Raw genomic sequence first — 19305 nt, 5'->3', positions numbered from 1 at the left:
CGCGCCCCTCAGGGCCTGCTCCGCGCGACGCACGTCTGCAAGTGGTCGTCCACCAATCCGCACGCCTGCATGAGGGCGTATGCCGTCGTCGGCCCCACGAACCGCAGGCCCTTCTTCTTCAGGGCCTTGGACAGGGCCGTCGACTCGGGTGTGACCGCGGGGACGTCGGCGAGGGTCCTGGGGGCCGGGCGGCCGGGCGCCGGGGCGTGCGACCAGATCAGCTCGTCCAGCTCGCCGGGCGCCCAGCCGGCGAGCGCGCGGGCGTTGGCGAGGGTCGCGTCGATCTTGGCGCGATTGCGGATGATGCCCGCGTCCGCGAGCAGGCGCTCGCGGTCCTCGTCGGTGAAGGCGGCGACCTTCTCGATCCTGAACTCGGCGAAGGCGGCGCGGAAGCCGGGGCGGCGGCGCAGGATCGTGATCCAGGACAGGCCGGACTGGAAGGCCTCCAGGCTCAGGCGCTCGTACAGGGCGTCGTCGCCGTGGACCGGTCGGCCCCACTCCTCGTCGTGGTACGCCACGTAGTCCTCGGTGGACAGCGCCCAGGGGCAGCGCAGGGCGCCGTCCGGACCCGCGATGGCGGTGCCCTCGCTCACCGCTGCTCCTCCTGGCCGTGGTCCGGCTTGTGCATGGAGACGTGGTGGGCGGCGGCCCGGGCGCCCGCCAGCGCGGACTCCAGGTCGGCGATGCGGGCGTCGCGCTCGGCGAGCTCGGCGCCGAGGCGGCTGAGGGCGTCGTCGACGTCCGACATGCGGTAGCCGCGGGCGGCGAGCGGGAAGCGCAGGGCGTCCACGTCGGCGCGCCCGACCGGGCGGTCCGGCGGCAGCGGGTCCTGCAGCCGCTCGGGCGCCACCTCGGGCAGCGGGCCCTGGCCTTCGCCGCCGCCCACCACGGCGAGGGTCACCGCGGCGACCACGACGGCGAGAGCGACGACCAGGAACAAGAACATAACCATCGCTGTGGTCCCCACGCTCGATGCTCGGAAAGCGGAAAGTGTCAGGGTCCGATCGTGCCATGCGCCTGCGACAGTTAGGGTCGCAGGCGGCCGAAAGGCCACCACACCCAGGACGTACCAGGAGAGGTCACAGGGGATGCTCAGGCTGGGCAGGCGTGCGTTCGGTCCCCACGAGCCGGTGATCATGGCGATCGTGAACCGGACCCCGGACTCCTTCTACGACCAGGGGGCGACCTTCCGCGACGAACCCGCCCTCGCGCGCGTGGAGCAGGCCGTGGCCGAGGGCGCCGCCATCATCGACGTCGGCGGGGTCAAGGCCGGCCCCGGCGAGGAGGTGACCGCGGCGGAGGAGGCGCGGCGGACGGTGGGCTTCGTCGCGGAGGTGCGGCGGCGCTTCCCGGACGTCGTCATCAGCGTGGACACCTGGCGGGCCGAGGTCGGCGAGGCGGTGTGCGCGGCCGGGGCCGACCTGCTGAACGACGCCTGGGGCGGTGTCGACCCCGAGCTCGCGCGGGTCGCGGCCCGCCACGGCGCCGGGCTGGTGTGCACGCACGCGGGCCGGGCCGAGCCGCGGACCCGGCCGCACCGGGTGACGTACGACGACGTCATGGCGGACATCCTGGAGGTGACGCTCGGGCTGGCCGAGCGGGCCGTGGCGCTGGGCGTGCCCCGGGAGTCCGTGCTGATCGACCCCGGCCACGACTTCGGGAAGAACACCCGGCACAGCCTGGAGGCGACGAGGCGGCTGGGCGAGATGGTCGCGACGGGGTGGCCGGTGCTGGTGTCCCTGTCCAACAAGGACTTCGTGGGCGAGACCCTGGACAAGCCGGTCAAGGAGCGGGTGGTGGGGACCCTCGCGACCACCGCCGTCTCGGCGTGGCTCGGGGCGCAGGTCTACCGCGTGCACGAGGTCGCCGAGACCCGGCAGGTGCTGGACATGGTGGCGGCGATCGCGGGCCACCGGCCCCCGGCGGTCGCCCGCCGGGGACTGGCGTAGGGCGTGGTCAGCGGGCGGCTTCCTTGGAGACCAGGGCGACCGCCTCCTCCACGTCGTCCGTGACGTGGAACAGCAGCAGGTCCTTCTCCGCCGCCTTGCCCTGCGCGACCAGGGTGTTCTTCAGCCAGTCGACCAGTCCGCCCCAGTACTCGCCGCCGAACAGGACGATCGGGAAGCGGGTGACCTTCTGCGTCTGGACCAGGGTCAGCGCCTCGAAGAGCTCGTCGAGGGTGCCGAGGCCGCCGGGGAGGACCACGAAGCCCTGCGCGTACTTGACGAACATCATCTTGCGGACGAAGAAGTAGCGGAAGTTCAGGCCGATGTCGACGTAGGGGTTGAGTCCCTGTTCGAAGGGGAGCTCGATGCCGAGGCCGACCGAGATGCCCTTCGCCTCGCAGGCGCCCCGGTTGGCCGCCTCCATGGCGCCGGGACCGCCGCCGGTGATCACCGCCCAGCCGGCCTCCACGAGGCCGCGTCCCAGGCGTACGCCCGCCTCGTACTCCGGCGAGTCCGCCGTGGTGCGCGCCGAGCCGAAGACGCTGATCGCGGGCGGGAGTTCGGCCAGCGTGCCGAATCCCTCGATGAACTCCGACTGGATGCGCAGGACGCGCCAGGGGTCGGTGTGCACCCAGTCCGAGGGGCCTCCGGCGTCGAGCAGCCGCTGGTCCGTCGTGCTCGCCGTGACCTGTCCCCGCCTGCGCAGGACCGGACCCAGACGCTGCTCGTCCGGCGGCACCCTCTTGCCTTCTGGGTTCCCGGTGGCCATGTGCGCTCCCTCCGCTTGCGGGGTGTTTCCACCTCAGCGTAGATCTACGCGGGTTACCGACGGGGGACGCGCGCGTGTCCGGGGTGGAGCCGCCTCGGCACGGCGGTCGCCGCGTCAGGCGGTCAGCCAGGCCCGCAGGCGCTCCTCACCGGCCAGGATCTTCGCCGTTTCGACCCGTTCGTCCCGTTTGTGCGCCAAGTGTGGATTTCCCGGGCCGTAGTTGACCGCGGGGATGCCGAGGGAGGCGAAGCGCGACACGTCCGTCCAGCCGTACTTGGGCCGCGGGGTGCCGCCCACCGCCTCGATGAAGGCCGCCGCGGCCGGGTGGCCCAGGCCCGGCAGGGCGGCGCCGCTGTGGTCGTCCACCACGAACTCCGCCACACCGCAGTCCGCGAAGACCTCACGGACGTGGGCCAGGGCCTCCTCCTCCGTGCGGTCGGGCGCATAGCGGAAGTTGACCGTCACGACGCACTCGTCGGGGATGACGTTGCCCGCCACACCGCCCGAGACGCCCACCGCGTTCAGGCCCTCGCGGTACTCCAGGCCGTCGATCACCGGGTGGCGCGGCACGTACGCCGCGAGGCGGGCCAGGATCGGCGCGGCCGCGTGGATCGCGTTGGAGCCCATCCAGCCGCGCGCCGAGTGCGCCCGCTCCCCCGTGGTCCTCAGCAGCACCCGCAGGGTGCCCTGGCAGCCGCCCTCGACCTCGCCGTCCGACGGCTCCAGCAGCACCGCGAAGTCGCCCTGGAGCCAGTCCGGACGGGCCTCGGCGACGTGCTTGAGGCCGTTGAGCTCCGCCGCCACCTCCTCGTTGTCGTAGAAGACGAAGGTCAGGTCCCGGTTGGGGGCCGGCACCGTCGCCGCGATGCGCAGCTGGACCGCCACTCCCGACTTCATGTCGCACGTGCCGCAGCCCCACAGGACGCCGTCCGCGTCCAGCCGCGAGGGGACGTTGCCGGCGATCGGCACCGTGTCGATGTGCCCCGCCAGGACGACCCGCTCCGGGCGGCCGAGGTCCGTGCGCGCGACGACGTTGTTCCCGTACCGCTCGACCGTCAGGTGGGGAAGGGCGCGCAGGGCCGCCTCGATCGCGTCGGCGAGCGGCTTCTCCGTGCCGCTCTCGGAGGGGAGGTCGACGAGCCGCGCGGTGAGCTCGGCGGCGTCCAGGGTGAGGTCAAGTGCGGTGTCGGCCATGCCGTCGACCCTAACCCGCCACCGCCCGGCCCCACCGCCCCCATCGGGCGCATGGGCCACGACGGCCTCCGCTACCTTGTACGGCGTGCCAGAGCCGTCCGCCTCCCCCAAACGCCGTGGCCGCCTCCTCCGGTTCGGAGCGGCCCTCGTGGTCCTCCTCGCCCTCGCGGGCTACCTCGCGGTGCAGTACGTCACCGGGGGCCGGGGGGCGCCCGGCTGCCGGGTCGTCTCCGGCGGGGACGACAAGGCGGCCTACGACCTCACCCCGGAACAGGCGGTGAACGCGGCGACCATCGCCGCCGTGGGGACCGGGCGCCGCATGCCCGAGCGGGCGGTGACCATCGCGCTGGCCACCGCGCTGCAGGAGTCGGGCCTGCGCAACATCGAGCACGGCGACCGCGATTCGCTCGGGCTGTTCCAGCAGCGGCCCTCGCAGGGCTGGGGCACCGAGCAGCAGATCCTCGACCCGACGTACGCGGCGGGCGTCTTCTACCAGCACCTGGCCGAGGTGCACGACTACGCCAAGCTGCCGCTGACGGTGGCCGCGCAGCGCGTGCAGCGCAGCGGCTTCCCGGAGGCCTACGCCAAGCACGAGCCGGACGCCGAGCTGCTCTCCGCCGCCCTCACCGGCCACTCGGCCGCCACGCTGACCTGCGACGGCCGCCCGGCCGCGACGCCGGCGACGGGCCCGGACGGGGTACGGGCCGCGCTGGTACGGGACTTCGGGCGGGACGCGCTCCAGCCGGCCGCCGTCGAGGTGGGCGCCGCCTCCACGCCCGCGCCCGCCTCGACCCCGGGCGCGCGGACCGTCACGCTCCCCGTCGACACGGACACGAGCCCCGCCAAGGGGCGCGGCGCCCGGCAGCGCGGCTGGCAGCTCGCCCACTGGGCCGTGGCCAACTCCTCGGCGCTGCACATCGAGCGGGTCCAGTACGGCGGCCGGGAGTGGATCGCCGGGAACACCGACAGCCGGTGGCGCACGGTCGCCGCCGGGAGCGGTGCCGGCGGGGCCCGGCAGGGCTCGGGCGCGGTGCGCATCGTCACTGCGCAGTAGTACGGTCCGTCACCCGCACGGGTTAGGCGGGGCGGATGCGGCCTCTGAAGTGGGCAGGTTTTCGCGCCCTCACCCTCGGCACCGTAGAAGCCCTTGAAAACAAAGGGACGTAAGGATTCCGCAGACTTTCGCACCGCGCGTATTTTGCCCCTTTTTATCCGCAGCCGATAATGCGACGCATTGCCAACTCTTTACGTTGGGGCGCCGCAACCTTCGCGACCTTCGAGCGGTAACCACTGCGTCCGAGACCGGACGATCAACCTCCATCGAAGGAGCACCATGTCCCTCCCCCTGACCCGTCGGATCGCCCGTGCCGCGCTGCTCGTCGCAGCGGGGACGGCTGCCGGGGTCGGCGCGGCCGGCGCGGCGAGTGCGGCAAGCGCGGCCCCCCAGCTCCCCGCCACCCCGAACGTCGGTGGCCTGACCGCGCTGGACGGGGCGAGCGTCGGCAGCACCGTCGACGGCGCGGCGCAGAACGTCACCGGGATCGCGGGCGACGCGGGCGCCAACGCCGTGAAGAAGGCGGTGCCGAACGCGGGCAAGACCGGTGGCAGCGTGGCCAAGAAGGCGGCCCCGGCCGCGCAGAAGGCGGCGGGCAGCGCGGCCGGCTCCGTCGGCGAGATCGTCGGTGTCACCGCGCAGTCGGCCACCAAGGACGGTGGCCTGCCGACCGACTCGCTGACCAAGGGCGGCCTGCCGGCTCCCGCCACCCTGCCGGTGAAGGGCCTGCCGATCGGCGGCTGACACTCCGTACGGCGAAGGGGCCCGGGATCTCTCCCGGGCCCCTTCGCCGTGCCTGCGGCCGCCGCGGACCGCGCCGGCGTCACAGACGCCCGGCTGCCGCCCGTACCCGCTCGTCCGTCGCCGTCAGCGCCACACGGACGAACCGCTCGCCCGCCGGGCCGTAGAAGTCGCCCGGCGCGACCAGGATGCCGAGCCCGGCCAGGTGGGCCACGGTGTCCCAGCAGGACTCGTCCCGCGTCGCCCACAGGTAGAGGCTCGCCTCGCTGTGCTCGATGCGGAATCCGTGCCCCTCCAGCGCCGCGCGCAGCGCCGTACGGCGGGCCGCGTACCGCTCCCGCTGCTCGCGGACGTGGCTGTCGTCGCCCAGGGCCGCCACCACGGCCGCCTGCGTGGGCGCCGGCGTCATCATGCCGCCGTGCTTGCGGATCTCCAGCAGCGGGCCCAGGACGGCCGGGTCGCCGGCCAGGAAGGCCGCGCGGTAGCCCGCGAGGTTGGACCGCTTGGAGAGGGAGTGGACGGCCACGACGCCCTCGAGGGAGCCGCCGTTGACGTCCGGGTGCAGCACCGAGACGGGGTCGGCCTCCCAGCCGAGCTCCAGGTAGCACTCGTCGGAGACGACCAGGACGCCGTGGTCACGGGCCCAGGCGACGATCCGGGCCAGCTCCTCCTTCGGCAGGACCCTGCCGGTGGGGTTGGAGGGCGAGTTGAGCCAGAGGAGCCTCAGCCCCTCGGGGTCGAGCTCGGTCGGGTCGTCGTAGGCCTCGTACGCGGCGCGGGCCAGGCGGGCGCCGACCTCGTACGTCGGGTACGCCAGCCGCGGGTGGGCGACCCGGTCGCCGGGGCCGAGGCCCAGCTGTGTCGGGAGCCAGGCGACGAGCTCCTTGGAGCCGACGACGGGCAGGACGTGCCGGTGGGTGATCCCGCGGGCGCCGAGCCGTCGCTCCACCCAGCCGGTGATCGCGTCGCGCAGCGCCGGGGTGCCCCAGACCGTCGGGTAGCCCGGGGAGTCCGCCGCGTCGATCAGGGCCTTCTGGACCAGGTCGGGAACGGGGTCGACCGGGGTGCCCACGGAGAGGTCGACGATGCCGTCCGGGTGCGCGGCGGCCGTCTTCTTGTACGGCTCCAGCTTGTCCCAGGGGAAGGTGGGCAGGCGTTCGGAGACTGCGGACACGGGATCTGGCTCACTTTCTGGTACGGCAACCGGCCCCGGCACGGCAAACGCCCCGGTCCCGCACGGCGATCGGGGCGATGTGGCCGTACGGGACCGAGGCGGCACGGTGTGCGGGCCGCCTGCTGGTTACTCGGCCTGCGGCGGCAGCGCGGCGATGAAGGGGTGGTCCCGCTCGATCAGGCCCAGCTTGCTGGCGCCGCCGGGGGAGCCGAGCTCGTCGAAGAACTCGACGTTCGCCTTGTAGTAGTCCTTCCACTCCTCCGGAGTGTCGTCCTCGTAGAAGATCGCCTCGACCGGGCAGACCGGCTCACAGGCACCGCAGTCGACGCATTCGTCCGGGTGGATGTACAAGGACCGCTGGCCCTCGTAGATGCAGTCGACCGGGCACTCCTCGATGCACGCCTTGTCCTTGACGTCGACACAAGGCTGCGCGATGACGTAGGTCACGCTGTCGTTCCTCCTCGATTGGGCGCTGGCGGGCCTCCGTAGGCTCCGCCGCCTGGCGCGCGGGAGCGCGGCGTCGTCGATGCCCGCCCCTAGTATCTCCGTTCCTGGGCATGATCCGAACAGGAGGGGTGAACCGACCTGTGGAAATCTCGGCCAAAGGACGTCTCGAGGTCCGCATCACCGCTGCTGACGTGGGGAAACGGGTCTCGATCCGGTGCCTGACCGAATCATCGATCCCGGAGGAGAAGTTCACCGACACGGTGGGTGTTCTCACATCATGGGACGACGGTGTGCTGCTGATCACACGGAAGGACGGCGAAAGCGTCCGCATCGCGGAATCCGCGCTGGTCGCGGGGAAGACCGTGCCCCCGGCCCCGGCGCGGCGCCGCGGGCCCGCCGCCCCCTACGAGGAGCTCGCCCGGGTCCTCGCGCGCGCGTGGCGGCCGGTGGAGAGCGAGCGGCTCGGTGAGTGGGAGCTGCGGGCCGCGTCCGGGTTCACCCGGCGCGCCAATTCCGTGCTGCCGCTGGGCGACCCCGGGCTGCCGCTCGACGCGGCGCTGAGCGCCGTACGGCGCTGGTACGGCGAGCGCGGGCTGCCCGCCTACGTCCAGACCGCCACCGGCGCCGAGGGCACGCAGGAGCCGCTGTGCGCGGAGCTGGAGCGACGCGGGTGGGTGCGCGAGGTGAGCGCGGAGGTGTGGACCGGGGCGCTCGCGCCGGTCGCCGACCGGGCGGAGGGAGCGGACGTCACGCTGTCCCGGGACGCCGACGAGGGGTGGCTCGCGCGCTATGGGCGCAAGGGCGTGAGCGAGGTGGCGCTGAGGGTGCTCGCAGGCGGCTCGCCCGGTCCGGGCGGGGCCGGGAGCGGGGGAGGTCCGTCGGTGTGGTTCGCGTCGGTCCCCGGTGACGGCGCCCCCGCCGCGATCGGGCGGTGCGTGGTGGACGGCCGGTGGGCGTCCTTCGCCGCCGTCGAGGTGGACCCCGCGGTCCGGCGCCGCGGCCTCGCCACCACCGTGATGGCGGCGCTGGCCGGGCGGGCGCTGGCCGAGGGCGCCTCGGCCGCCTGCCTCCAGGTCGAGCGGGACAACGCCGGAGCGCGGGCGCTGTACGCCGGGACGGGCTTCGCCGCGCACCACGCGTACCACCACTACCGGGAACCGGCGGCTCCCGGCGGCGAGCAGTACCGATCGCCGTGAGGGGGCACGAGCCTGCTATGCGTCCCCCCTACCCCCCTCCGCCCGAGCGGTCCGCCGAGCTGCGGCGGCGGTTCGCCGAGGAGGCGCGGTCCGAGCGGCCGGACCTCTCGCAGCTCTGCCTGCTGGTGGGCGCGGAGGCGGACGGGGCGCTGGACGAGGCGGGCATCGACGCCGCGCAGATGGAGCTGGACCGGCTGGCGGGGCAGCTGCCGTTCCGGCCCGGCGGCCCGATGTCCTGGGCGACGGCGCTGCACCATCTGCTGGGCGCGCGGGAGGGCTTCCGCGGCTCCCCCGCCGACTACCGGCGCCTGGAGTCCTCGCTGCTGCACGAGGTGCTGCGGCGACAGCGCGGGCTGCCGATCCTGCTGTCGGTGGTGTGGGTGGAGGTCGCGCGGCGGGCGGGGGCTCCGGTCTACGGGGTCGCCCTGCCGGGGCACTTCGTGGTCGGCTTCGGCCCCGAGGACGCGCAGGTCCTCGTCGATCCCTTCGCCGGGGGCCGGGTGCTGACCGGCGGCGACGCGGAGGTGCTGGTGGCCGGGGCGACGGGAGCGCCGCTGGACCGGTCGATGCTGGTGCCCGCGGCGCCCTTGGAGGTGGTGTCGCGCATCCTGAACAACGTCCGCGCGTGGGCGGCCGCCCGTCCGGAGCGGTCGGACGTGGCGCTGTGGGCGGTGGAGTTGTCGCTGCTGCTGCCCTCGCATCCGGCGCGGCTGCGCTACGAGCGGGCCCATCTGCTGGTGCAGCGGGGCGATTTCGTGCGGGGGGCCGCCGAGCTGGAGGCGTACGCCGAGGTGGTGGCCGCGGCCGACGAGGCCGCGGCGGAGCGGGTGCGGGGGCAGGCGCGGGTGGCTCGCGCGATGCTGAACTGAGCGCGCCGCCTCGCCACGGGGGTTCGCGCGGCGGGGCGAGTGCGGGTGCGTCGTGGCGCGTCGCGCAGTTCCCGGCGCCCCTGGAGGTGCGTACCGGGACGGAGCTTCAGAGCCAGCCCTTCTCCCGTGCCGTGCGCACCGCCTCCGCCCGGTTTCTGACCGCCAGCTTCTGGATCGCCGTCGAGAGGTAGTTGCGGACCGTGCCCTGGGAGAGGTGGAGGGCCGCCGCGAGTTCGGCGTTGGTGGAGCCGTCGGCCGCCGCGCGGAGGATCTCGCGTTCGCGGTCGGTGAGGGGGTTGGCACCCTCCGCGAGGGCCGCCGCGGCCAGCGTGGGGTCGATGACCCGCTCGCCCGCCAGCACCTTGCGCACCGCTTCGGCGAGCTGGGCGGCCGGGGCGTCCTTGACCAGGAAGGCGTCGGCGCCCGCCTCCATGGCGCTGCGGAGGTAGCCGGGGCGGCCGAAGGTGGTGAGGACGACCAGTTTCACCGCGGGCAGCGCCCGGCGGACCTGGGCCGCCGCCTCGATGCCGGTGCTGCCCGGCATCTCGATGTCCAGCAGGGCCACGTCCACGCCGTGCTCGCGCACGGCCGCCAGCACCGCGTCACCGCGCGCCACCTGGGCCACGACCTCGATGTCCTCCTCGAGTCCGAGGAGGGCTGCCAGGGCCTCGCGGACCATCGACTGGTCCTCGGCGAGCAGAACCTTGATCGTAGGGCTCATGCACCGGATCCTACGGCCGGCGGGTTGCCTGCCGGCACGCGGGCGACCAGCCGGAAACCGCGCCCGGCGCGGCCCGCCTCCAGGGTGCCGCCCGCCTTCTCCAGACGCTCGGTCAGACCCGTCAGGCCGTTGCCCGGGTCCTTGCCGGAGCCGCCCGATCCGTCGTCCTCGACGGAGAGTTCGAGCATGTGGCCGTCCAGGGTGTGCCGCTTGAGCACCTCCACGGTGCAGCGCCCGGCGCCGCTGTGCCGTACGACGTTGGTGACCGCCTCGCGCAGCGCCCAGGCCAGGGCCGCCTCGCTCTCCTCGGGGACGCCGTCGAGGTCCGGTTCGCCGGGCACGTCGGCGACGATGCCGGCCGCCGTGAGGGCGACCTGGGCGCCCGCGATCTCCGCGGCCAGGCGCGGGCGGCGGTAGCCGGTGACGGCCTCGCGGACGTCCACCAGGGCCTGCCGGCTGACCTGTTCGATGTCGGCGACCTGCTGGGCCGCCTTGCCGGGGTGGTCGGGGAGCATCCGGCCCGCGAGCTCGCTCTTCAGCGTGATCAGCGACAGCGAGTGGCCCAGCAGGTCGTGCAGGTCGCGGGCGAGGCGCAACCGCTCCTCGTTGGCGGCCAGTTGGGCGACGGTGGCGCGGGCCTTGCGCAACTCGACCGTCGTGCGCACCAGTTGCTTGACGCCGGTCATGGCGAAGCCCAGGAGGACGACCACCAGGACCAGGCTCCAGTCGAACCTGCTCTCGGTCAGGCCCACCGAGACCATCGCGAGGGCGTTCAGCCCGATCGCCCAGTAAGCCGCCCGGATCGGGAGGGTGGCGCCGCAGGCGACGGAGACGTAGACGAACAGGCCGATCCAGGCGTAGCCGAGGGTGAGGCCCAGGACGACGGCGAGCGCGCCGAGGAACACCACCAGGACGGCGACGCTCCGGCCGGTGATCGGACGGCCCATGTTGCGGAAGACCAGCGTCAGGTAGACCGCGGTGAAGGACACCAGGGCCAGCCAGCCGGCCGCCGTCACGGCGGCCGGGTGCGCGCCCGAGGTCAGGTCCTGCACCGGCGCCCCGAGGAAGATCAGCCAGGGCAGGATCCAGACCAGCTTGCGCAGGGCCTCGGCCCGGTCGCGGGGCGGCTGGCCCACCCGGATCGCGTTCTCGGCCCGGCATTCCTCGGGCAGCCCGTCATCCGTCATCGTGCTCACGCCTTCAGCGTGTCCTTCCGGTACAGCCAGGCCGCGCCGCCCGCGAAGAGCAGGAAGAAGACGACGAGGATGGCGACGTCCTCGGTGTGCGGGGCCCGGCTCTGCTCGATGGCCTGCCCGAGAGCAGCGTACGCGTGCGTGGGCAGCCACTTCGCGATGTCCTGGAGCCACTGGGGGAACGTGGTGGAGGGGAACCACAGGCCGCCGAGGATCGACAGGCCGAAGTAGGTGATCATCGTGATCGGGCGGACCGTGTCCCCGGAGGCGATGTAGCCGATGGCGACGCCGAGGGCGGCGAAGACCAGGCTGCCGGCCCAGATCGCGCCGGTGAGCGCGAGCCACTGCCAGGCGTCCAGGCGCACGTCCTTGACGGCGGCTGCGACCAGGAAGACGACCACGATGGAGGGGAGGCTGACCACGGCGGCGCCGGCGGTCTTGGCGAGGACGTAGCCGCGCCCGGGCAGTGTGGTCAGCCGCAGTTGCCGCACCCAGCCGTTCTCGCGCTCCTTGGCGATGCGCTCGCTGTTGCCCATGAGGACGGCGGTCAGGGCGCCGAAGGAGGCCATGGAGACCATGACGTACTTCGCGACGCTCAGGCCGGTGCCCCGGACGTCACCCGTCTGGTTGGCGACGAGCAGGAAGATCACCGACGGGTAGATGACCGAGAAGAACAGGAACTTGCGGTTGCGCAGGGCCCGGGTGAGCTCCAGCTTGATCAGGCTGTTCATGACTGCTTGGACTCCTCGGCGGTGGTGATGGCGACGAAGGCCTGCTCCAGGCCGAGGCCGGCGACTTCGAGGTTGCGGGGGTAGACGCCGAGGCCGTAGAGCGCGTGCACGGTCGCGTCGGCGTCGGTGGACTGCATCCGCACGGTCTGTCCGGAGATGTCGACGGAAGTGAGGAACGGGAGGTCGCGCAGCGGGGCTTCGTCGATCGTCCCCTCCAGGTCGAAGGCCACCCGCCGGGCGCCGGCCTTCGCCTTGATCTCGGCGGCGGTGCCGTCGGCGAGGAGCCGTCCCCGGTGCAGGACGAGCACCCGGTCGGCGATGGCGTCGGCCTCTTCGAGGTAGTGGGTGGCGAACAGCACGGTGCGGCCCTGGTCGGCCTGCTCGCGCATGGTGGCCCAGAAGGCCTGGCGGGCGGAGACGTCCATGCCGGTGGTGGGCTCGTCCAGGACGATCAGGTCGCTGTCGCCCGCGGTGGCGAGGGCGAACCGGACGCGCTGGGCCTGGCCGCCGGAGAGCTTGTTGACCTTGCGGTCGGAGATCTGGGTGATGCCGGCGCGGGCGAGCACGTCGGCCGTCCTGTAGGGCTTCGGGTGCAGGTCGCAGGCGAGCTTCACCAGTTCGGCGACCGTCACCTCGTCCATCAGCCCGCCGCTCTGCAGCATGGCGCCCACCCGTCCGGCCACGATGGCCTCGCGGGGGCTGGTGCCGAAGACGCTGACCGTGCCGCTGTCGGCGTGCCTCAGCCCGAGCAGCAGGTCGAGCGTGGTCGACTTGCCGGCCCCGTTGGGCCCCAGCAGCGCCACGGTCTCCCCCGGGTGCAGCGCGAGCGTCAGCCCGTCCACGGCGCGGACGCTCCCGTACACCTTGCTCACCTGCTCGAACCCGACCACCGGCGCGGTGGTCGCTGTCGCTGTCGTCGTCATGTGATCCATGGTGTCCGCGGGCGGCGGATCACGGCAGTGTCGGCCGTCCGCAGTGCCGGATGACAGATGTCATGCGCCGGGTGTGACCTACGGCGAGAGGGCACCCGGCGCGTGCCGGGTGCCCTCTGCCGCTTGGTGTCGCGCGGTGCGTCAGTTGGGGTTCGTCTTGATGATCCCGACCCGGTTCGACGTGCTCAGCAGGGCCTGACGCAGGGCGCCGTAGACGTCCTGCGGGGTGACGGCCGTCTTCTTGCCGGTGGCGCGGGTGATCAGGACGCCGTCGAACTGGCCGCCGTAGAGCTCCTTGAGCGCGGCGAGGTCCGGCTTGTCGACGAGCTTGCCGTCGACGGCCTGGACCCTGAGGAACTTCCACAGGGACTTCTCCGGGCTCATCGGCAGCGAGACGCCCGTGTCCGTCTTGACCGTGACGAGCCCCGACATGGCGGGCTCGGCGAAGGCCTTCATCTCCCGGTCGACCTCGGCGTTGGAGACCGTCGGCTGCCGGGTCGTCGTGGCGACCTGGACCGCGGGGGCCGAGCCGGTCTCCACCTGGGTGCGGTAGGCCGCCTCCACGGCGTCGGCGGACCGGGTGACGTCGATGCCCTTGCCCGGCTTGCCGTACACCGGCACGGCCTTGCCGGACTTGAACCGGATCGTGCCCTCGACCATCGAGCCGGAGCCGCCCGAGGTGGTCTTCAGGGCGGCGGCCAGCTTCTCCCCGTCGACGGGCATGACCGGGTCGACGACGCGGCGGCCGCCGAAGAGGGAGCCGATGACGGAGACCGGGTTGTAGTCGCTCTTCGCGGCCGCGGCGACCGTGGCCTGCTCGTCGAGCTGGAGGCCGGCCTGGTCGGGCTTGAGCGCGGCCGTCCTGCCGCCGACCGACAGCTTCAGCGGCTTGTTCACATTGCCGCCGAAGGCCTCGTCGAGCTTCTTGACGGCGTCGTCCCGGGTGCCGCCGCCGATGTCCACGCCGAGCACGGTGGTGCCCTTCGGCACGTCGGAGTGGTTCATCAGCAGCCCGGCGCCGTAGCCGAGACCGGCGATGACGACCACGCCGGTGGCGACCAGCACCAGCTTGTTGCGCCCCTTCTTCTTTTTCTTGGGGGCGGAGGCGGGCGGCACGTTCTGTGCCACCGGCTCGGGGAGCTTCGGGGGCGTGTGCGGCAGCGGGCCCTCGTTCGGGGCGCCGGGGCCGAACGGCGAGTTCGAGCCGGGCGGCACGACGGGGATGCCGCTGGTGACAGTCTGTCCGGAGACGTTGTCGGGCGCCGGATACCCCTGCGCACCCGGCTCGGGGGCCGGCTTCTGCGGGGTGAGGATCGCTGTGTCGTCGCTGAGGCCGCCGCCGGGGCCGAGACCGGCGCCGTGCGGGTGCCCTGCGCCCATGGCGCCGGGGGGCGGGGCCAGGTGGCCGTCGCCGGTGACCGGTCCGCCGGTCGGGCCCGCGGGCCCCTGACCGCCGTCCGGACCGCCGCGGCCGTTCGGGCCGTTGAAGCCGCTCGCGCCGCCGGCGACGCCGTAGGGGTCCTGGCCGCCCGGCCCGCCGGGGCCGCGCTCGCCGTCCGCGAAGTACGGCAGGTCGTCACGGCGCGGCTCGCCGCCGGGACGCGCGCCGAGCGGTCCCGCGGCCAGCGCCTCGGTGACGTCGAAGGAACCGGTGCCGCCGCCGTGCCCGGGGGCCACCGGCCCGCCGGTCGCTCCGGGGAGGCCGGCGCCGTTCGTCCCGCCGGGGCGCGAGGCACCCGGCACGCTCATGGAGCCGACGACACCGCCGGGACGGCCGCCGCCCGGACGCGGAGCGCCGGGAGCGGCACCGGCGCCGGGCGCCCCTGCGCCCGCGCCCTGCGTGCCCGGTGCGCCCGAACCGCCCGGCAGTCCGGCGCCGTTGGTCCCCGCGCCGCCCTGACCGCCCTTGGCCGCCCCGGACTTGCGGGGGGCGAACCAGTCGCTGGTCTTCTCCTCGGCGGGCGGCGCGGGCTCGGCGGGGGGCTCGACGGCGCCCATGGGCCGGGGCGCCTGCGGCGGCGGCGGAACCTCGGTCTCCCCGGTCTCCTCCGGGGAGCCTGCGTCCGTGACGGGCGTCCGCACGACGACCGGCGGAATGGGCCGCGACCCGGGGATGTTGATCCGGATCCGGGTCGTCAGCGTGGTCTCGGTCTTGCGCTCCTCCGGCTGCGCGGCCGATCGGCCCGCGTCCGCACCGGCGTCGGAAGCCATGGGCGTCCCGTAAGGCGGCGTGCCCGACGGGTATGCGGCTCCGCCGCGCCCTTCGGGCCCGGAGGACGGAGTGTCAGTTTCACGACTCAAGGCAGGTTCTCCCGGTTGGCTCCGCCGCCCGACACAACCTCACGGGCGGCTCGGCGGCGCGCACCACCATACTGGCCACTTCTGGCGCGTATCCCATGACCGCCGGGGAAACCCACACGGGACTCGCACGCGCGGTTAATGGCGAAGTGGTACGTCACTTGCCAAGTCGGACGTCACGGCCCCCCGGTTGCCACCCCTGACCGAGGGTGGCGCAGATCACAGCCACGGCCATACCGCCGAGGAGGAAGAGGTACGAGCCGCCTCCCGCGCCGAACAGGAAGTCGCCCTCGGGCCTGCTGGCGGTGAGCAGGATGACGGCGATCAGCCAGCCTGCCGCGGGCGCGACCGACCCGCCCCGGCCGCGCGCGGCCAGTCCGCCGCCGAGACAGAGCCCCGCCTCGCCCGCGAGCGCGAGCAGCAGCCCGCCCGGGAACCAGGCGCCCTGCAGCAGCGATCCGGCCACGCCGACGGCGAGGCCGAGCACGAACAGGCCCAGGTACAGCAGGACCCGGCTCGCGGAGGGCGGCCGCAGCGGCTGGGTGAGCAGGGAACCACGCTCGTTCATGACGCCTCCCGCGCGCCGGCGCCGGCGTCGAGCCCGGCGAACAGGTCGCTCTCCCGCGCCGCGCCTCTCTCGCCGCGCACCAACTCGTAGTACTCGGTGGTGAACAGGGGCTGGGCCAGCTCGTTGGAGAGCGCGAACCAGCCGTCCGCGACCTCGATCTGGGTGGCGTGCGCCCGCATCGCGGCGGCCTTGGCGGCGGCGTGCGCGGCGCCGTCGATCTCGGTGGTGACGCGGCCGTCGGGCACGACGCCCGGTACGTCGCCGACGGCGGCGGCGCCGGAGAAGGGCAGAGCGGGCAGTTCCTCCGCGAGCCGGGCGAAGGCCGCCTTCGCCACGGACTCGGGCACCCGGTTCCAGTACACCTTGGGGATGTCCCAGCCCGCCGCGGCGGCCAGTTCGGCGGCGCGCGTGGCGACGCGGTGGGCCTGGATGTGGTCGGGGTGGCCGTAGCCGCCGTGGTCGTCGTAGGTGACCAGGACCTGGGGCCGTACCTCCAGGATCACCTCGACGAGGTGCCCGGCCGCCTCGTCGACGTCCGCCTGCCAGAAGCAGTCCGGGGCGTCGTTGTCGGCCAGCCCCATCATCCCGGAGTCGCGGTAGCGGCCCGGGCCGCCGAGCTGACGGAAGTCCTCGACACCGAGGGCGCCCATGGCCTCGGTGAGCTCGCGCAGCCGGTACTCGCCCAGCGCCGCGCCGGTGAGGTGCCGCAGCCGCGGCGGGATGACCTCGCCGCGTTCGCCGAGGGTGCAGGTGACCAGGGTGACGCGGGCCCCCGCGGCCGCGTAGGCGGCCATGGTCGCGCCGTTGTTGATCGACTCGTCGTCCGGGTGCGCGTGCACCAGCAGCAGACGCCGGGTGGGCAGTTCCGTCATGGAGCCCACCCTACGAGGCCGCGGGACCCGGCCGGCCACCCGCCGACCGCCGATCCTCCATCGGCCGTCGGCGTGGAGGGAGCGACCCTCAGAACTTGATGCTGCCGATCATCCCGGCGATGTTCGTCGTCAGTTCGTTGATGGTGGGCGCGATGGTCGAGGACGCGAGATAGAACCCGAGCAGCATGCACACGATGGCATGCCCCGCCTTCAGTCCTGACTTCTTGATCAGCAGGAAGACGACGATCGCCAGCAGCACCACCGCCGAAATCGAGAGTGCCACGGCGGTTCACCTCCAATGGTCCCAGCAGTGGGGGATCGGACTTGGGGGGCAGATAAATCCACGCAACAACCAGCAGGTTCATACCCACCATGCGCCAGTGATCATAACTATCCGGACGCGCGCATCGATCGGCGCACGGCCGCACAAGGGGGCGCATGGCCAATATGGTCGGAGCATGACGACGAGGTCCGACTCCTTTCCCCGCAGGCACGCACGCACCCAGCGGTTCACGCTCGGCGCGCCGCGCGCTTTCACCGTGGCGCCCGACGGCGCGCGTGTCGTGTTCCTGCGCTCCACCTCCGGCACGGACCGGGCGAGTTCGCTGTGGGTCCTCGACCCGGCACAGGGCCAGGAGCGCGTGGCGGCCGATCCGCGCGCCCTGCTGGGCGGTGCCGACGAGGACCTGCCGCCCGAGGAGCGGGCACGCCGCGAGCGCAGCCGTGAGGGCGGCGCCGGCATCGTCGGCTACGCCACCGACGCGACCGTGGAGTTGGCGTCTTTCGCCTTGTCGGGGCGGCTTTTCACGGCCGAGCTGCGGGCCGGCACGGCGCGCGAGCTCCCGGCCGCCGGGCCGGTGATCGACCCGCGCCCCTCGCCCGACGGCCGGCACGTCGCCTACGTGGCGCACCGCGCGCTGCGGGTCGTGAGCGCCGAGGGCAAGGACGAGCGGGCGCTCGCGGAACCGGAGTCGGCGGAGGTCACCTACGGGCTGGCCGAGTTCATCGCGGCCGAGGAGATGGGCCGCTCACGGGGCTTCTGGTGGTCGCCGGACTCGGAGCGGCTGCTGGTCGCGCGCGTGGACGACACCCCGGTGCGGCGCTGGTGGATCTCCGACCCGGCCCGGCCCGAACGTGATCCACAGCACGTGCCCTACCCGGCGGCGGGCACCGACAACGCGGACGTACGGCTGTTCGTGATCGGCCTGGACGGGGAGCGCACCGAGGTCGTCTGGGACCGGGCGCGCTATCCGTACCTGGCGCATGTGCACTGGTCGGAGGCGGGTGCGCCACTGCTGCTCGTACAGGCGCGCGACCAGCGCAGCCAGCTGTTCCTGGCCGTGTCGCCGGAGACCGGCGAGACCCGGCTGGTCCATGCGGACGAAGATCGGGTTTGGCTTGATCTTTTTCCCGGAGTGCCCTGCTGGAGCCCGTCGGGACAGCTCGTGCGGATCACCGACGAGGGTGGCGCGCGCGTGCTGGCGGTGGGTGAACGCCCGTTGACGGGACCCCAGTTGCACGTCCGTGGCGTGCTGGACGTGGGGCCGCACGACGTGCTGGTCTCCGCGTCGGCGGGCGCCGAGGCCGACGCCCCCGAGATCGGCGAGGTGCATGTGTATCGCGTCAACGAGCTCGGCCTGGAGCGCGTGTCGCAGGAGCCCGGTGTGCACGCGGCCGTACGCGCCGGGGGCGTGACCGTGCTGGTGTCCGCCTCGGTCGACCGGCCGGGCAGCCGGGTGCGGGCGCTGCGCGACGGCAAGCAGTCGGCCACCATCACCTCGTACGCCGAAGATCCCGGTATGTCCCCGCGCGTGACCTTGACCGAGGGGGGCGCACGGCGCATCCCGTGCGCCGTGTTGCTCCCCCGTGACCACGACGGCCGGACCCCGCTGCCGGTCCTCATGGATCCCTACGGCGGTCCGCACGGCCAGCGGGTGGTCGCCGCCCACCATCCGCACCTGACCTCGCAGTGGTTCGCCGACCAGGGCTTCGCGGTCGTGGTCGCCGACGGCCGCGGCACCCCGGGCCGCTCCCCGGCCTGGGAGAAGGCGGTCCGCGACGACCTCGCGGCGGTCGTCCTGGAGGACCAGGTGGACGCGCTGCGGGCACTCGCCGGCGACTTCCCGCTCGATCTGGACCGGGTCGCCATCCGCGGCTGGTCCTTCGGCGGCTATCTGGCGGCGCTCGGGGCGCTGCGCCGCCCGGACGTCTTCCACGCGGCGGTGGTGGGCGCGCCGGTCACCGATCTGCGCCTGTACGACACCCACTACCAGGAGCGCTACCTCGGCCACCCGGACGAGCAGCCGGAGGTCTACCGGCGCAACTCGCTGATCGACGACGCCGGTCTGGTGGACGCCGCCGATCCGCACCGCCCGATGATGGTCATCCACGGCTTCGCCGACGACAACGTGGTGGTCGCCCACTCCCTGCGGCTGTCCTCGGCCCTGCTCGCCGCCGGCCGCCCGCACGAGGTGCTGCCGCTGTCCGGCGTCACGCACATGACCCCGCAGGAGTCGGTCGCCGAGAACCTGCTGCTGCTGCAACTGGACTTCCTGCGCCGGTCGCTGGGCCTGCGGTAGCACGGCAGCGGGCCGGGGCGA

At 73.6% G+C, this 19305-nt stretch carries 20 protein-coding genes; 6 read left to right on the top strand and 14 right to left on the bottom strand.

Features of this window, described 5'->3' with window-relative positions; all coding sequences use genetic code 11:
• Positions 1-8: 8 nt before the first annotated feature.
• The gene (locus ACIRPX_RS11425; RefSeq protein WP_404191697.1) at positions 9-593 is read right to left on the bottom strand and encodes a DNA-3-methyladenine glycosylase I; all 585 of its coding nucleotides are present in this window, start codon (positions 591-593) and stop codon (positions 9-11) included.
• Entirely contained in the window at positions 590-946 is a 357-nt protein-coding gene (locus ACIRPX_RS11420; RefSeq protein ID WP_404192139.1) for a DivIVA domain-containing protein, read from the bottom strand. The genes ACIRPX_RS11425 and ACIRPX_RS11420 overlap by 4 nt, the downstream gene beginning before the upstream one ends.
• Positions 947-1088: 142 nt before the next feature.
• Between ACIRPX_RS11420 and folP the strand changes: the two genes are divergently transcribed.
• On the top strand, positions 1089-1949 hold the full coding sequence (folP, locus tag ACIRPX_RS11415; RefSeq protein ID WP_404191694.1) for a dihydropteroate synthase: 861 nt from the start codon (positions 1089-1091) through the stop codon (positions 1947-1949).
• Between the two features lie 7 nt (positions 1950-1956).
• Here the strand turns inward: folP and ACIRPX_RS11410 are convergent, their stop codons facing one another.
• Positions 1957-2715 (bottom strand): TIGR00730 family Rossman fold protein, encoded by a 759-nt coding sequence (locus tag ACIRPX_RS11410; RefSeq protein WP_404191691.1) that lies wholly within the window; start codon positions 2713-2715, stop codon positions 1957-1959.
• A gap of 114 nt (positions 2716-2829) precedes the next feature.
• Positions 2830-3909, bottom strand: a complete 1080-nt coding sequence (gene dapE, locus ACIRPX_RS11405; RefSeq protein ID WP_404191689.1) for a succinyl-diaminopimelate desuccinylase — start codon at positions 3907-3909, stop codon at positions 2830-2832.
• 85 nt (positions 3910-3994) lie between these two features.
• On the opposite strand from dapE, the gene ACIRPX_RS11400 reads away from it, so the two are divergent.
• Both ACIRPX_RS11400 and ACIRPX_RS11395 read left to right on the top strand, forming a co-directional pair.
• Entirely contained in the window at positions 3995-4963 is a 969-nt protein-coding gene (locus ACIRPX_RS11400) for a heavy metal transporter (protein ID WP_404191687.1), read from the top strand.
• Between the two features lie 279 nt (positions 4964-5242).
• Complete coding sequence (locus ACIRPX_RS11395; protein ID WP_404191684.1) at positions 5243-5707, top strand: ATP-binding protein; 465 nt, start codon at positions 5243-5245, stop codon at positions 5705-5707.
• 79 nt (positions 5708-5786) lie between these two features.
• Here ACIRPX_RS11395 and ACIRPX_RS11390 read toward each other — a convergent pair whose 3' ends face one another.
• Both ACIRPX_RS11390 and fdxA read right to left on the bottom strand, forming a co-directional pair.
• Positions 5787-6878: a bifunctional succinyldiaminopimelate transaminase/glutamate-prephenate aminotransferase gene (locus ACIRPX_RS11390; RefSeq protein ID WP_404191681.1), complete on the bottom strand. Its 1092-nt coding sequence runs from the start codon at positions 6876-6878 to the stop codon at positions 5787-5789.
• Positions 6879-7004: 126 nt separating this feature from the next.
• Positions 7005-7325, bottom strand: a complete 321-nt coding sequence (fdxA, locus tag ACIRPX_RS11385) for a ferredoxin (protein ID WP_030929316.1) — start codon at positions 7323-7325, stop codon at positions 7005-7007.
• A 140-nt stretch (positions 7326-7465) separates the two neighbouring features.
• On the opposite strand from fdxA, the gene ACIRPX_RS11380 reads away from it, so the two are divergent.
• Both ACIRPX_RS11380 and ACIRPX_RS11375 read left to right on the top strand, forming a co-directional pair.
• Positions 7466-8521 carry a GNAT family N-acetyltransferase gene (locus ACIRPX_RS11380; protein ID WP_404192136.1) on the top strand — a complete coding sequence of 352 codons (1056 nt, stop codon included), beginning with the start codon at positions 7466-7468 and terminating at the stop codon, positions 8519-8521.
• 17 nt (positions 8522-8538) lie between these two features.
• Positions 8539-9390 (top strand): transglutaminase-like domain-containing protein, encoded by an 852-nt coding sequence (locus ACIRPX_RS11375; protein WP_404191678.1) that lies wholly within the window; start codon positions 8539-8541, stop codon positions 9388-9390.
• A gap of 106 nt (positions 9391-9496) precedes the next feature.
• On the opposite strand, the gene ACIRPX_RS11370 is transcribed toward ACIRPX_RS11375, so the two are convergent.
• The 8 genes from ACIRPX_RS11370 to ACIRPX_RS11335 form a co-directional block, all read right to left on the bottom strand.
• A complete protein-coding gene (locus tag ACIRPX_RS11370) occupies positions 9497-10111 on the bottom strand; it encodes a response regulator (protein ID WP_404191675.1) in 615 nt (204 codons plus the stop codon).
• Positions 10108-11298 (bottom strand): sensor histidine kinase, encoded by a 1191-nt coding sequence (locus tag ACIRPX_RS11365; RefSeq protein WP_404192135.1) that lies wholly within the window; start codon positions 11296-11298, stop codon positions 10108-10110. The genes ACIRPX_RS11370 and ACIRPX_RS11365 overlap by 4 nt, the downstream gene beginning before the upstream one ends.
• Before the next feature lie 5 nt (positions 11299-11303).
• On the bottom strand, positions 11304-12035 hold the full coding sequence (locus tag ACIRPX_RS11360) for an ABC transporter permease (RefSeq protein ID WP_404191673.1): 732 nt from the start codon (positions 12033-12035) through the stop codon (positions 11304-11306).
• Entirely contained in the window at positions 12032-12958 is a 927-nt protein-coding gene (locus tag ACIRPX_RS11355; protein ID WP_404191670.1) for an ABC transporter ATP-binding protein, read from the bottom strand. The genes ACIRPX_RS11360 and ACIRPX_RS11355 overlap by 4 nt, the downstream gene beginning before the upstream one ends.
• A 150-nt stretch (positions 12959-13108) precedes the next feature.
• The gene (locus tag ACIRPX_RS11350) at positions 13109-15268 is read right to left on the bottom strand and encodes a hypothetical protein (protein ID WP_404191668.1); all 2160 of its coding nucleotides are present in this window, start codon (positions 15266-15268) and stop codon (positions 13109-13111) included.
• Between the two features lie 154 nt (positions 15269-15422).
• Positions 15423-15833: a DUF6113 family protein gene (locus ACIRPX_RS11345; protein WP_404191665.1), complete on the bottom strand. Its 411-nt coding sequence runs from the start codon at positions 15831-15833 to the stop codon at positions 15423-15425.
• Complete coding sequence (gene mshB / locus ACIRPX_RS11340; protein ID WP_404191663.1) at positions 15830-16705, bottom strand: N-acetyl-1-D-myo-inositol-2-amino-2-deoxy-alpha-D-glucopyranoside deacetylase; 876 nt, start codon at positions 16703-16705, stop codon at positions 15830-15832. The genes ACIRPX_RS11345 and mshB overlap by 4 nt, the downstream gene beginning before the upstream one ends.
• Positions 16706-16793: 88 nt before the next feature.
• Entirely contained in the window at positions 16794-16988 is a 195-nt protein-coding gene (locus ACIRPX_RS11335) for a hypothetical protein (protein ID WP_384250654.1), read from the bottom strand.
• A 175-nt stretch (positions 16989-17163) separates the two neighbouring features.
• Here ACIRPX_RS11335 and ACIRPX_RS11330 point away from each other — a divergent pair, with 175 nt between their 5' ends.
• Positions 17164-19284, top strand: coding sequence for a prolyl oligopeptidase family serine peptidase (locus tag ACIRPX_RS11330; RefSeq protein ID WP_404191660.1), 2121 nt, complete (start codon positions 17164-17166; stop codon positions 19282-19284).
• Positions 19285-19305 lie beyond the last annotated feature (21 nt).

The sequence above is a fragment of the Streptomyces sp. NPDC101225 genome (assembly GCF_044767585.1).
Lineage (GTDB): Bacteria > Actinomycetota > Actinomycetes > Streptomycetales > Streptomycetaceae > Streptomyces.
Note: the sequence above shows the minus strand (reverse complement) of the source record. Positions and strands in the feature narration are given on the sequence as shown.